General features: G+C 33.2%; 13 protein-coding genes. 2 read left to right on the top strand and 11 right to left on the bottom strand.

The annotated features are described in order from the left end of the window. Both SPJ17_RS01625 and SPJ17_RS01620 read right to left on the bottom strand, forming a co-directional pair. Nucleotides 1–1,659 carry a DAK2 domain-containing protein gene (locus SPJ17_RS01625; RefSeq protein ID WP_321092105.1) on the bottom strand — a complete coding sequence of 553 codons (1,659 nt, stop codon included), beginning with the start codon at nt 1,657–1,659 and terminating at the stop codon, nt 1–3. A gap of 5 nt (nt 1,660–1,664) precedes the next feature. Beyond that, a complete protein-coding gene (locus SPJ17_RS01620; protein WP_321092102.1) occupies nt 1,665–2,555 on the bottom strand; it encodes a DegV family protein in 891 nt (296 codons plus the stop codon). Between the two features lie 211 nt (nt 2,556–2,766). Here SPJ17_RS01620 and SPJ17_RS01615 point away from each other — a divergent pair, with 211 nt between their 5' ends. Further along, complete coding sequence (locus SPJ17_RS01615; protein WP_321092100.1) at nt 2,767–3,879, top strand: hypothetical protein; 1,113 nt, start codon at nt 2,767–2,769, stop codon at nt 3,877–3,879. 31 nt (nt 3,880–3,910) lie between these two features. Here SPJ17_RS01615 and SPJ17_RS01610 read toward each other — a convergent pair whose 3' ends face one another. From SPJ17_RS01610 to SPJ17_RS01590, 5 genes are all read right to left on the bottom strand, one after another. After that, nucleotides 3,911–4,978, bottom strand: coding sequence for an Mbeg1-like protein (locus tag SPJ17_RS01610; RefSeq protein WP_321092098.1), 1,068 nt, complete (start codon nt 4,976–4,978; stop codon nt 3,911–3,913). 21 nt (nt 4,979–4,999) lie between these two features. Beyond that, nucleotides 5,000–5,947, bottom strand: coding sequence for a hypothetical protein (locus SPJ17_RS01605; RefSeq protein ID WP_321092096.1), 948 nt, complete (start codon nt 5,945–5,947; stop codon nt 5,000–5,002). Nucleotides 5,948–6,027: 80 nt separating this feature from the next. Continuing rightward, nucleotides 6,028–6,471: a hypothetical protein gene (locus SPJ17_RS01600; RefSeq protein ID WP_321092095.1), complete on the bottom strand. Its 444-nt coding sequence runs from the start codon at nt 6,469–6,471 to the stop codon at nt 6,028–6,030. Nucleotides 6,472–6,602: 131 nt separating this feature from the next. Beyond that, nucleotides 6,603–7,223 carry a flavin reductase gene (locus SPJ17_RS01595; protein WP_321092094.1) on the bottom strand — a complete coding sequence of 207 codons (621 nt, stop codon included), beginning with the start codon at nt 7,221–7,223 and terminating at the stop codon, nt 6,603–6,605. Nucleotides 7,224–7,226: 3 nt separating this feature from the next. Continuing rightward, on the bottom strand, nt 7,227–7,601 hold the full coding sequence (locus SPJ17_RS01590) for a desulfoferrodoxin family protein (protein ID WP_321092093.1): 375 nt from the start codon (nt 7,599–7,601) through the stop codon (nt 7,227–7,229). A gap of 171 nt (nt 7,602–7,772) precedes the next feature. Between SPJ17_RS01590 and SPJ17_RS01585 the strand changes: the two genes are divergently transcribed. Next, entirely contained in the window at nt 7,773–10,268 is a 2,496-nt protein-coding gene (locus tag SPJ17_RS01585) for a glycoside hydrolase family 3 C-terminal domain-containing protein (protein ID WP_321092091.1), read from the top strand. A gap of 24 nt (nt 10,269–10,292) precedes the next feature. Here SPJ17_RS01585 and SPJ17_RS01580 read toward each other — a convergent pair whose 3' ends face one another. From SPJ17_RS01580 to SPJ17_RS01565, 4 genes are all read right to left on the bottom strand, one after another. After that, a complete protein-coding gene (locus tag SPJ17_RS01580) occupies nt 10,293–10,919 on the bottom strand; it encodes a hypothetical protein (RefSeq protein ID WP_321092090.1) in 627 nt (208 codons plus the stop codon). A gap of 287 nt (nt 10,920–11,206) precedes the next feature. Next, nucleotides 11,207–12,151, bottom strand: coding sequence for an L-lactate dehydrogenase (locus tag SPJ17_RS01575; RefSeq protein ID WP_321092089.1), 945 nt, complete (start codon nt 12,149–12,151; stop codon nt 11,207–11,209). Between the two features lie 104 nt (nt 12,152–12,255). Further along, nucleotides 12,256–12,675, bottom strand: coding sequence for a hypothetical protein (locus SPJ17_RS01570; RefSeq protein WP_321092087.1), 420 nt, complete (start codon nt 12,673–12,675; stop codon nt 12,256–12,258). Beyond that, the gene (locus tag SPJ17_RS01565; protein ID WP_321092085.1) at nt 12,668–13,204 is read right to left on the bottom strand and encodes a hypothetical protein; all 537 of its coding nucleotides are present in this window, start codon (nt 13,202–13,204) and stop codon (nt 12,668–12,670) included. The genes SPJ17_RS01570 and SPJ17_RS01565 overlap by 8 nt, the downstream gene beginning before the upstream one ends. Between the last annotated feature and the right edge of the window lie 420 nt (nt 13,205–13,624).

Raw genomic sequence — 13,624 nt, 5'->3', positions numbered from 1 at the left:
TTATTCAATACCAATAATATAAGAATAAATATCCTGATTTCCTTTAAGAGGATATACCTCAATATAGGAATTTAGTGTTTCAGCAAACTCTCGAATAGAATCACATTCTTCAATTTTAACATCCTGTCCACAAAGAATAGTCATAACCTGCTTATCGCTAAAATCACTAATCTTCTTTAAGGATTTTTTAACTGCAGTAACTCTATCCTTATCGGATGCAATTAAATCACCATTGTAAATACAAATATAGTCACCCTTTTTAATTTTAATACCATTAATTTCTGTATCACGGATGGAATAGGTAACCTCAAGTGTAGAAACATTTTTGACTACTTCTATTTCCGTCTTTACAATTTCATCGATATCATCAATTTCATAATTGAGCATAGATACTGCAGAATAGCCTTCTGCAATCGTCTTAGTAGGAATGACATATACCTTGGCCTTATCATAGTTTTCTTGAGCCTGCTTAGCCGCCATAACGATATTTCCATTATTTGGGAAAACCAAAATATATTCTGCATCAATTTTATGAAATGCATTTAAGAAATCCTCTGTTGAGGTATTCATCGTTTGTCCACCTGTAACTACCTCATCTACACCCATTTCCTTAAAGGAACGGACTAAACCCTCACCATTAGCTACCGCAACGCTTGCATACTTCTTATGTTCTAAAGGCTTCTCTTCTACCTCTTGACTTGAGGCAATGATTTCATTATTTTCAGTATGCTGAACGTTCATATTTTCAATCTTAATGGTGATGAATTCACCATACTTTCTCATCTCAGTTAATACTAAGCCTGGGTCAAAGGTATGAACGTGTACCTTAACTAAATCCTCATCCTTAAAGGAAACGATGGAATTACCTATAGTCTTTAGGTAATCTTGGATAATCTTTAAATCAAAATTAGGAATATCAACCTTAGAATTTTGAAGCTGTAAAATGAATTCTGTACAATAGCCCCATGTAAGCTCACTATCCGCATTAAAGCCTGAATTATCTACAACAGAAATATTCGAATCCTTAGAAGATAAAACCTCTTCACCTAAGGATGCTTTAAGCATTCCTTCAATGATTAAGCAAAAGCCTGCTCCACCAGAATCGATTACTCCCGCTTCCTTTAGTACAGCTAAAAGCTCAGGTGTATGCTCTAAAGATACCTTTGCAGCCTCTAAATATATTTTTAAATATTCCGGTAATGTCATAGAATCAGTTAAAGCTTTATATGCAGCCTCCCCTGCTTCTCTCATTACAGTTAAAATTGTACCCTCCGTAGGAATTTGAACGACACTATAGGATTTTTTAGTTCCTTCTAGCATGGCCTCGGCAAAGCCCTTTACATCTACATTTTCCTTTCCTTCAAATCCAATAGATAAGCCCTTAAAGAATTGTGATGTGATTACACCAGAATTGCCTCGAGCAGATAAAACCATGGAACGGGCAATATTTTTAGAAATTGCTCCAAGATTTGTTTCCTTATTTCCTAATCCTTGCGATGCACCACCTTCAATGGTCATCTTCATATTTGTACCTGTATCTCCATCAGGTACAGGGAATACATTTAATGCATTAATTCTATCTACATCGTTTGCAAGGCTTCTTGCGCCTGCAACAATTAAAGAAACATAGTCCTGTCCATCGACCTTATTCAGTATCATGGTGATTACTCCTCACCAGTGATATCCATCTTCTTGCCGTAGAAGCTTACAGTAATCGTATCAGGTCCACAGGTAGCACCAATGATAGGTCCTAATGTAGAAATGTGTACTTCCTTGCAATTTGTCTTAGCTTTAATTTCCTTAGCTACGTATTCTGCATCCTGTAAGCAATCTGCATTTTCAACATATACAACTGCATTTTCCTTATTTTCTAATCTTTCTACTGTAATAGCAACTAATTCATCAAGACTAGTCTTTCTACCCTTAACCTTCTTGAATCCATAGTTATTACCCTTAGTATCACCACAAATAATTGGCTTTACACCAAAAAGATTACCAAAGAATGCTTTAGAAGCCTTAACTCTACCTGCCATCTTTAGCCAGTTTAAGGATCCAACTGTTGCGAATGTCTGATAATTTAATTTATATTCATCAAAATATTTAACTACATCATCCATAGTCTTACCCTCATTTGCCATACGAGCTGCATCCATAGCCATCATAGCCTCAGCATAGCAGCTTCTTAAAGAGTCGTAGCAAACGAACTTTCTGCCAGGGTATTTTGCAACGATTTCCTCACCGATAACCTTTGCGTAATTTACGGATGTAGATAATTTAGATGAGCATGCTAAATAGAATACATCTAAGCCTTTAGCAAATGCTTCCTCGAATTTCTTTTCAACCTCAGTTGTTAAAATCTGATTCGTTGTTGCACGATTACCCTGCCTTAATGTATTATAGAAATCTTTAGAGGCAAGTCCGCTCCATTCAAGATCTGCATCATAATCCTTTTCATCAATTCGAAAGGCCATCTTTAGATATCCAAAATCTAATTCTTCACGATAGTTCTTCTCAACATCAGATGTTGAATCTGTAAAAACATAAAAATTTTTCATAAGTTTCCTCCTAAAATAAGTGTTTCCACTTTTATGCTTAATCTAAATTTAATTATACCAAAGTTTTCTTTACTTTTACATAATACTTTGTATTATTTTTTAAAAATCTTAACTTTTTATGTCAAATCCAAAAAAATGAAATCTTTTTCTTTATTTTCTTTTAAAAAATGGTATACTAAAATACAAACCTAAACGAAACGAGGAGAGTAAAATGAGTAAAAGATTTCGTATGTCAACCGCACTCGATGTTGACGATTTATTAATGGAATGTATTCCTTATGCAATAAAGCTTGCAAACGAGAAATACAAATTCGACCCACCACTGACGATTTATGAAGTAGACCACTGGGGAAAGCTTGGGACGCGTGCCGATGTCATTTTTGAATTCTTCAATGACCCTGATTTTTTTAGAACACAGCCCGTCATTGAAGGTGCAAAGGAATTTGTAAGAAAGCTTACGAAAATGACTGAGGTCTTTATATCTACTTCTATTTATCCTGAATTCATGGGAATCCGTGCACAAAGAATTATGGAGGAATTCCCAGAAATTCCTAAGGAGAACATTTATATGGGCTCAAGAAAGGATAAAATCAATGTAGATATTTTATTTGATGATGGTATGCATAACATTTTTAATTCTAGTGCTGCATATCCAATTCTTATGCGTAAGCCATGGAATATGAACGCAACAGGTATGCTTGCAGTAAATAGCTACGATGAATTTTTAAAGCTTGTAGAGGTGATTTCTAAAAGCTACCTATTCAATGTCGATAAGCTTATCCAGCCAGGTATAGTAATTTTGGTTGGACCATCAGGATCTGGTAAAAGTAAAATAGCGAAGAAGCTATTAGATGAAAAACCCATACTGGAAAAGCTTAAAACCTATACTACTGCAGATCCTACTGCCGTCTATGAAAATGATTGGTATAATTATGTATCAAAGGATGAATTCTTCCATATGATGGATAAGAAGATCTTCTTTGAATCTACGATGTATGCAGGACATGGATATGGTTCTAAAAAGGAAGATGTCGATAAGATTTTAAAGGATGGAAAATCCGTACTTGCAACTATGGATATTTGTGGTGCTATGGCATTAAAATCAAGATATGATAATGTCATTACTATCTATATAAAAAAGGATAGAAAGGAGCTCATTTCTTCTATTTTGAATAAGAAATGCTCCCATGAGGATAAGGTAAATCGATTAATTTCTATTGAAGATGAAAAGAGAAACGAAGAAATTTGTGATTATGTCGTATCTGTAACGAATAAGGATTATGAATCCTCAGTAAAGGAAATTGAAGAAATATTAGGCATATAAGTAAAATGGGTCAACATTGTTGGCCCATTTTTTAAAAGAACAAAAATTCACTGACAAGCTGTAGGAATAATTGCTTACTTCTTCCACTAAATTTATTTAAATATTTCAATAATTTTATAGATTCCTTTTTACAATCTAGTAGGGTATCTAATTGGCTTGCAAGAATAAAATCATATACATTTTTACCTAAGACTATCTTATCCTCTACTGGTACTTCCTTAATTAGCTTAGTTAATGCTCTATCTAGTTTTCTTGCCTTAGGCTGAAGCTCCTTCGCAAGATCAAAATCGGTAACTTTAATTTGCCAAGAGAATCCATCATGCTGATAAACTCCCTTCGCATTGGATTTAACTACAACTGTTCTTCCTGCAAAGCAATCAAAAATCATACCCACAACACTAAGCTCTGGAATAATTCTTATAATTCTTCCTTTAATACGCTCATATTTCTCTAAATCAATATAATTCTTATCCATTCCTTGTCCATCATTGGTATAGCATCTTATGATTCTATCTTGAACGTCACTTCTTGCATAAATAGAGGCGTAATTTGCCAAATTACCACCCTTAGAATGTCCGCCTAAGTAGATGTTCGCATTCGGATATAAATCCGCTATATCCTCTAAATATTTTACAGCAAGAACCTGCCCCCTAACAGGAGATGTATAAAGCATATCTATATTTTCTTGCCATCCAATTAAAGAATCATCTGTACCTCTATAGGCAATATAAATCGTATCCTCATCTAAATGGAATACGACTGCAGAAAACTGTGTTCTTGTTTCCTTTTCAATAATGTTGACATAATTCGACATATAGATTCTACCAAATCTTTTGGTATCTTTTACTAAATCCATAAGATCTACAATTCTTTTAGGCACAATTAAGCCTAGTACCATTTTTTCCTTATCATGTGTCTCAAATACCTTATTCATTGCAGTTCTTGCAAGAATTTTCTTCTGTGATGGATATTCTGGTACAGCATCCTTAAAATCAATATATGCAAGCTTTGCAAATATTAAATTGTCTAAAATATTAAATTGATCCTGAAGGAAGGATAAATCACCTCTCCAGTGTACATAATCTAATATATTTGCCATGATATCACTTCCCAAATAATATTATATTTCTCCATTTTCAATAACTACATTACCACTAATATCATTCTTCGTAATCATAGGATCACCACCATAATAAATAACTCTACAATCTCCCAGTGCAGAATTTACATGAATAGAGGATATAGCTTGAACTAAAACCTCTGATTTTCCATAACCAATATTGATCACAACATGGTCAATTTCATTTTCTCTACCACTATATTTACCATCACTCATAACTAAATCGAGCGCATTTGAATTACCACTTACACGGATAATACTATTTCCATTTAAAGTGAAAAAGGAATTTTGAATATCCTTAGATATAAAGAGAATCTCTGATTCATTATCTAGTGTAACTCTAGCCTCCTGTGCGTTAATTTCGCCAGACTCTATGGTTGATTTTTCTTTTAAATTAAAATTAACTAAGGAGGATAATTCTAATTTTTCAATTACCATAGAAGAATTTGAGCCTAAGTTTGCTCTAAAGCGCGTACCCTTATAATAATCTAAGGTAACATCCGTTGCATAATTTAGATTAAACGCTACATCATCTTGAAGTGCAGCGGCAGAAACTTTAACACTAGAAAGCTCAAAATATAAGTTGCTTAGAGTATATCCTGAAATATGTATTCGAATAGACTTGGCAACATAATTTACATTCTGATTCCCAGAGATTAATAATTGTCCAAAGGAGGATGTAATGGATATAGAATCATAGACCTCCTTTTGGCTATAAATGGTTATTTTCTTTTCCATATTGGAATCTATTTCAACGATAATAGGTAAAATTTTCGTATTGTTTACAATTCTGATATCTGAGATTCTAATGGTTTCAATATTCGATGCACTTTGATAGTCAAATTCTAGAATCTCCCCACTACCAATGACATTCTTCCTTTGATTACAGGAGGTAAAAAGAAATAAACTAAATATGAACATAATAAAAATAAATAATTTATTTTTCATAGAATTCCTCCTCTCGTATAAGCCGGCTTTATTTTACAACAATATGAAAAAAAAGTCCACAGGTACACCTGTGGAGCCTTCTAGATTAAACCAAATAATGCACAAACCTTCTTTTGCTCATCAATGGTTGCTTCATTATTTGCTGAAATAATAAATAACGCAATGATATATAAAGCACTCTTGTGACCATATTTTTTAAAATCCTTATGTGCATATTCTCTTAGCTGATTTACCTCATTTGGCATCATATTCTTTCTACACATTTCTAAGAATTCATCGGCAGTAACTGTAAATAATGAATTATTACAAAATTCATATTCACTTCTATTGATTTGTCCATCGGATGCACTAATATACGAAATTAATCTTTCAAGCATCTTTTGTGTTTGCAGGCTAGATAAGCCCATTTCCTTTGCTTGATTTAAATAATTCTTATATAAATTCTTTCCATAAAGAGTTCTCTTTTCTCCACCGATAGCTAAATATTGCTTCATCTCTTTTTGAAATGCTTCTAATTCATTCATAACCTACCCTCAATTTCTTAAATTCATACTCATATTATAGCATTGTTTTCTTTAAAGGAAAAGAGTAATCTCATTTTTAGTGCATAAGAAAAGACCATACTTAAAGTATGATCTTTGTAGAGGAAAGAGAATTAGTCTTCAAAAATCGGTTCAAAGTCAGATGCATCATGACCACAAAGTGGACATAAATAATCCTCTGGTAATGTAGCCCCTTCATATACAAATCCACAAATCCTACATCTCCAGCCAATAATTTTTTTATCTAGGGTAGGAGCCTTTGGCTTAGGCTTAATATTGGATTGATAATATGCATAGGTAAGTGGAGCATTATCGCTCAATTTGATTGCATCATCCAATTCTGCAATAAATAGAGTATGACTACCTAAATCATGCATTTCTGTAACATGACAGGCAAGTAAGCTACAGGAAGACCAAGATAAATATGGTACATCAACACCCCCTATATTGATAAAATCACCAAAGAATTTATCGACATCTCTACCCGATTGCATGCCATAATATTTAATCGTATCAAAGCTTGTCTTTTGCTCTAATATACTGATCGTAAATACCTTGCTTTCCTTAATCATTTCACAGGTTAAATTTTGATTGATGACTGCGATTGCAATCTTATTTGGATTCGATGCAACCTGCATGCAGGTATTTGTAATACAGCCATTCATTTTATCCTTTGTTCTCGTTGCTAAAACGAAAACACCATAACTTAAACTATATAATGCCTTTGGATCCATAAGTTACCTCCTCCATAGTCCATGTAAATTACAATATTCATATACAGCTATAACACTATCTCCCTCCATAAGCGGGAAGATAGCCTTTGGCTCATCTTCAGGCGTTAAATCCTTCTTTTGAATGCCATTCTTAGTTTCAAGTACAATCCATTCAATATAATGTTGCTCCATCATAGGATGAATGACATCACCAACCGTTACATATACCTTATTATCCTTTACCTCATATACAGGTACATGCTTTTCAACGGCTGCATCGGTAGTTCCAGGAATCAATTCCTCCATAGCTTCTTCGCAACAATACATATCACATTTGCTTTTCTTTAGCATCATGACCATTTGGCCACATTTCTTACAACGAAATACTCGTAAAGCCATAATATTGCCCCCTTATTTTATTTTTTGATGCATCGAATGCTTACATTAATATTATACAAATTCTTTGTTTTCTTTTCAATAAATTAAGATTGTTTTCTGACATAGTTATAGAAAAAATATAAAAATCGTGTTTTAATAAAGATAGATGAAACGATTCTGGAGGGTGATCCTATGATTAAAAAGGTAGAAAATATTTTAACCTATGCACATTTAACTGAAGAAGCCAATGAGCTTGAAATCAAAAATAGAGCTCTAGCAAGAAGAATAGCGACTGAGGGTATAGTTTTACTTGAAAACAATGGAATACTGCCAATTCCAAAGGAAGAAAAGATTCTACTTGCTGGCGCTGGGGCTACCAATACCATTAAGGGAGGATCTGGTTCTGGTGAGGTAAATGAAAGGTATTCTGTTTCAATCCTAGATGGATTAAAATATGCAGGATATAGCATTTTGAACCAAGAGGAGCTTGAGGAATATAGATTAAAGGCAATAGAGGAAAAGGAAAAATTCTTTATCGAAAAAAGAAAGAAGGCTGGATTCTTCTCCTTCAAGGAAATCTCCATGGCCAATATTGAAACGGGCTACCACGATATTGAATTTGTTTTAAATAAGGATAAAAAATATGATACAGAAATTGCTATCTATGTATTATCTAGAATGAGTGGAGAGGGTGGAGATAGAAAGCTTGATAAGGGAGATTTCCTACTATCCGATAGAGAAAATGAGGATATTCATTATTTAGCTAAAACCTATAAGGATGTAATCGTAATCATCAATGCGGGTGGTATGGTTGATTTATCTAGCTTAGATGATATTAAGCTTTCTGGCTTAATCTTCATGGGAATGCTAGGTGAAGAGGGCGGTAATGCCCTTGCAGACATTATATCTGGAGATATCACACCATCGGGTCATTTAACCTCTACATGGCCTATATCCTATAAGGATATTCCTTATGGGGATAAATATTCCTACCTCGATCAAAACGAAAAGGAATTAGACTATAGCGAGGATATCTATCTAGGATATAGATATTATGAAAGATTTAGAAAAAAGGTTCGATATCCATTTGGATATGGACTATCCTATACAGGATTTAAAATTGCTACTAAAGTAGATTTAGCAGATGAAATCAAAATCTTTGTAAAGCTTAAAAACTTTGGTGAATTTAAGGGCAAATGTGTACTTCAATTCTATGCATCTATTCCAGAGGGCAAACTAAAGCAACCTCAATTTTCTCTTATTGGCTTTACAAAATCGAAGCTTCTAGTACCTGATCAAGAAACACTTTTGTCCGTATCTATTCCATATCATTATTTAGCAAGCTATGATGAAGAATCCTCTTCCACGATTATGGAAAAGGGTAGATATGCATTATACATTGGTCAATCCTCGGATAAAAGGAGCTTAATTGCAGGCTTTGATCTACATGAGGATATCATTATATCTAAGCATAAGAAAATATGTCCATTAAAGAAAAATATTGAAATATTAACTCCAGATTTTCCAAAGAAGGATTTATTAATTCCGGATAATCTAATGCTAACACTAGATCCATCCAATATTAAGCCTGAGGAAATAAAAGAGCTTAAGGTTTTAGATGCGCCTGAAAATTCGATGGACGAATACTTAATAGAAGCCAAAAAAATTGTAGATGAATTAACCATGGATGAGCTTAGTTTCCTCCTTGTAGGTGGTGGAGTAATGGATATTGCAATTCCAAGCCCACATAGTGTCATTGTACCTGGTGCAGCAGGAAATACTACAAATAAGCTAAAGGAAAAGAATTTAAAGAGCTTCGCATTAGCTGATGGACCTGCAGGATTAAGATTAGTTAAGACATCCGTTGTCTTAAAGAATGCCAAAACGATTAAATATGTTGATCATGGTATGGAAATGTTTAACTATCTACCTAAAATCGCAAAGCTATTAGGCTATTCTAAAATCAATAAGGGTACTCCACTTTATTGCTATACTACTGCATTCCCAACCGGTATTTCACTTGCCCAAACCTGGAGTGAAAAGCTATTAAATAAGTTCGGTGATGCCATTGCAAAGGAAATGGAGGAATATGGAGTAACCGTTTGGCTAGCTCCTGGAATGAACATTCAAAAAAACCCACTATGCGGTAGAAACTTTGAATACTTCTCTGAAGACCCAGTTCTATCCGGTAAGATGGCAAAAGCGATCGTTTTAGGTGTTCAAGCACATAGAGGATGCTACTTAACACTTAAGCACTTTGCATGCAACAACCAGGAAAACGAAAGGAAATACACTTCAGCAAATGTATCGGAAAGAGCCCTAAGAGAAATCTATTTAAAGGGCTTTGGTATTGCTGTTAAGGAAGGCAGATGCCGTGGTATCATGTCAAGCTATAATAGGATTAACGGCGTATGGAGTGGGGCAAATAAGGATTTATTGACCACTGTATTACGTGAAGAATGGAAATATAAAGGCTTCGTTATTACCGATTGGGATGAATCACATGAAGGTTTAGAAGAATATAGAAGCATTGATTCTGGTATTAATCTTTTAATGCCAGGTAACCATAAGCAAATTGCAAATTTAAAAAAGGCCTTACAAAATAAGACCTTAGATATCAATGTAGCAAAGGAAAGAGCAATCCAAATTGTTCAAATTATGCTATTACACAATTCAACCATAAAATAGCAAAAGAAAGCATTTGATGATTCGTCAAATGCTTTCTTCTTTTTCTTCTATTGTAGCGTCCTTTACTCCATCCTTAGTAGATTTTTTCATCATTTGAACAATGATTAAAACAAGTCCAATAAAGCATGCGATAACTAAAATGAATTGTCTTAATATAGATAATGGTAAATGGTAAACCAAATAATAGGCTAGGAAGCCACCCTCATGAAGCAATGCACCAATTTTCACAACAATTTCCTTTTTATTGTTTTGTGTAATCGTAGACATTGTCACAATTAAAGGTGGTAAATAATTATCCCGTTTCGAAAATTCATTACTAAAGCCTAAATAAATTAAAATGGATATCCACATGACACCAAGTAATCCAAAAACGATTCCTTTTGGTAATTCCTTGTGCTTTTTATATAAGAAATAAATCATAAGTAAATTTCTTATGAAGCAGGTTGAAGATACAATTAGATTACTATATAGGGCTGCAAAGGCCTGTTCTAGAATAAAGAAGATAAAGGATATCGTTGCAATCGCAATAAATTCCTTTTTCTTAAATAGATATGAAATTCCAATAACAATTAAACCAATTAAGCCTGCAATTTGAGAGATCCATAGGTTAACGGTTAAATCCTCAAATGAGCTTCGAATTATATCCCACATAATATCACCAGGAATAAAAATACTACAATTTATTATTCTTTACAATATAAAATTTTATTATCTTATAATAATTTCTTAATCTCTTGATCTACTTTTGTAGGTGATTTTAAAGAACCAATGAGAGTCCTACATTACCTTCTTTATCTAGTAAGAATTTAGAGAAATTCAATTCATATTTCTTTACATATTGATACTCATGCTCATTTTCACTATTGACATAAATATTATAGATGATAATAAAGCACCTAAATTCTTTCAAGAAAAGCCCTAAAAACAGGGCCTTTTCGTTATATTTCTAATTCGTTAAATGTAGCCTCTAGTGTATCTGCAGAATGATGAAGCTCTAAGATTTCATTACTAGATAATGGAAGCTCAAGTACGGCTTCTACTCCATCACTACCTAAAATTGCAGGTACAGATAAGGCAACATTAGATACACCATATTCACCCTCAAGTAGGGTTGAAATAGGAAGCATGGAATGCTGATTTTTTACAATACATTCACAAATTCTTGTGACGGATAGGGCAATACCATAATAGGTTGCACCCTTTCTTTCTATAATCTTATAGGCAGAATCTCTTACCTCAACATGAATTTCTTCCTTTAATTGCTCCATATCCTTATAGCCTCTTAGGCATAAGAATTTTTTAATTGGCATACCCGATATATTGGCAAAGCTCCAGGCAACAAATTCACTATCGCCATGCTCACCCATAATTACGGCATGAACATTTCTTGTATCTATCCTTAGCTTTTCACTTAATAAATACTTTAATCTGGCAGTATCTAATACAGTACCAGACCCAAAGACTCTTTCCTTTCCAAAGCCAGAAACCTTAAGTGCAACCTGCGTTAAAACATCGACTGGGTTTGCGACTATAAGAAGTAAGCCCTCTGCCTTTACTCTTACAATTTCGTTTATAATGGAGGTCATTATTTTACTATTCTTTTTGATTAAATCTAATCTTGTTTCTCCAACCTTTTGTGCAGCACCTGCAGTGATAATTATAATTTTAGCATCACTTATATCCTCATATTCTCCTGCATATATTCTCATAGAATTTGAATATGCAAGACCATGCGATATATCCATAGCCTCTCCTTCTGCCCTCGCTTTATTTGCATCAATTAAAACAAGCTCATTAAATAAGCCCTTTTGCATTAATGCAAATGCAGAGGATGAGCCAACAAAGCCTGCACCAATAATAGCAACCTTTCTATCATTAATCATTTTTATTCACCCCTATCTTATATTAATTATACCAAGAATTTAAAACTTCTTCTATATGTATTCTTCAACACTCTTTAAAAATATTAAAGTAATGGGAAATTTCATCACTTAAGGAATAATTTATCCTCTAATCGTTTTTTTAATAAAAGGTATCGATTCTTCTTTTCTTCTTTCATAAAATGAATATCTCTATTTTGTAATACTGCATTAGAATAATCTAATGGTTCATGAAATTGCTCGCTCGTTAAATCAAATATAAAACGACCGACCTTATTGAAGCAATGATAATTCCCATCCCCTAAAGGTATACCATATACATCTCCTCCATAGATATCCTGCATTAAAAATGCAGTGATGGAGCATTGACCTTTCGTTTTATTATTTATACTCCAAGAATCCCTCATTCTTGGGGCACAAGTATCAAAACTCCATAGGCTTGATAATAAATCATAATAATCCCTTGGAGTTAATCCATTTTTATCCATAATATTTTTTGCATCATTTGCACCATAAAATTTATACACTAGCCCCAACTCCTTTAACAATTATAATCATACTTAAGCCAATCACTAAAGCAAGAATAGAAAATAGAATTGCAACGACCGTAAAAGGTTTAATTTTTCTTATATTAGGATCCTTTTCTATGATTCTTCTTTTATGCATTTTATTTGCAACAATAGCAAGTATAAACATAGAAATAAGCATGATGATAATGGCTATTCTTAAGGATATAAAGGTTGTGATTTGTACATCACTAATATAAACGTCACCTAATATTTCTTTGAATATAGAAATGGATAAGGATAGCGGCCAAAAGCCTGCATTATTAACGATTCGAATACCAAAGACAAGTATTATACTTAATACAAATCCAATAAAGAAAATAAAGAATATGAATCCTGTAACAAGAATACCGCCAATAAAGGCTAAAATATAATCCTTAAAGATTACGAAATCTGTAATAATAGTAACTAAAATTAGACCAAATACACAAGAAAAGGAAACCAACGCTAAAATCTTAGGGATATAGCTTTCTTTATTTGTTTTATCCATACTAACCCTCCTTAAACTATGGTTTTGCTTACCGCAACAAAGATATCGATAACAAAATATAGAATAGACGAATAAAATAGGAATAATATAACAATATAATATATTGCATATATAATTACAGAAAAGCTTAAGTAGGGATCTATCTTACACCATTTTTATATACAATAAACCATCATTTAGATAATCCATTTTACCGGATTGCATACATATTGCTTACAAATCTATAATTTATTATACAATAATTTAAAAAATAATACTTTATTTTTGAACAAGAACAAAGGGGTAAATAAATTTCCCCTTAAGGAGCTTAGGCTCCTTTTTTAAGTGCTTCAAAGAACTTGAAGTCGCTTTGGTGTGTTCACACCTCTACGTAATAGATATTCTATAGTATGAATATCACACACGCTACTTTTTCTATAT

Origin of the sequence: Anaeroplasma sp. (assembly GCF_034179385.1) — a bacterium.
In the GTDB taxonomy this organism is placed as follows: domain Bacteria; phylum Bacillota_I; class Bacilli_A; order Acholeplasmatales; family Anaeroplasmataceae; genus Anaeroplasma.
Note: the sequence above shows the minus strand (reverse complement) of the source record. Positions and strands in the feature narration are given on the sequence as shown.

What these genes read in the sequence shown, in the direction of transcription:
- SPJ17_RS01625 (WP_321092105.1), bottom strand. Translation starts at nt 1,659, where the DNA reads ATGATACTGAATAAGGTCGATGGACAGGACTATGTTTCTTTAATTGTT.
- SPJ17_RS01620 (WP_321092102.1), bottom strand. Translation starts at nt 2,555, where the DNA reads ATGAAAAATTTTTATGTTTTTACAGATTCAACATCTGATGTTGAGAAG.
- SPJ17_RS01615 (WP_321092100.1), top strand. Translation starts at nt 2,767, where the DNA reads ATGAGTAAAAGATTTCGTATGTCAACCGCACTCGATGTTGACGATTTA.
- SPJ17_RS01610 (WP_321092098.1), bottom strand. Translation starts at nt 4,978, where the DNA reads ATGGCAAATATATTAGATTATGTACACTGGAGAGGTGATTTATCCTTC.
- SPJ17_RS01605 (WP_321092096.1), bottom strand. Translation starts at nt 5,947, where the DNA reads ATGAAAAATAAATTATTTATTTTTATTATGTTCATATTTAGTTTATTT.
- SPJ17_RS01600 (WP_321092095.1), bottom strand. Translation starts at nt 6,471, where the DNA reads ATGAATGAATTAGAAGCATTTCAAAAAGAGATGAAGCAATATTTAGCT.
- SPJ17_RS01595 (WP_321092094.1), bottom strand. Translation starts at nt 7,223, where the DNA reads ATGGATCCAAAGGCATTATATAGTTTAAGTTATGGTGTTTTCGTTTTA.
- SPJ17_RS01590 (WP_321092093.1), bottom strand. Translation starts at nt 7,601, where the DNA reads ATGGCTTTACGAGTATTTCGTTGTAAGAAATGTGGCCAAATGGTCATG.
- SPJ17_RS01585 (WP_321092091.1), top strand. Translation starts at nt 7,773, where the DNA reads ATGATTAAAAAGGTAGAAAATATTTTAACCTATGCACATTTAACTGAA.
- SPJ17_RS01580 (WP_321092090.1), bottom strand. Translation starts at nt 10,919, where the DNA reads ATGTGGGATATAATTCGAAGCTCATTTGAGGATTTAACCGTTAACCTA.
- SPJ17_RS01575 (WP_321092089.1), bottom strand. Translation starts at nt 12,151, where the DNA reads ATGATTAATGATAGAAAGGTTGCTATTATTGGTGCAGGCTTTGTTGGC.
- SPJ17_RS01565 (WP_321092085.1), bottom strand. Translation starts at nt 13,204, where the DNA reads ATGGATAAAACAAATAAAGAAAGCTATATCCCTAAGATTTTAGCGTTG.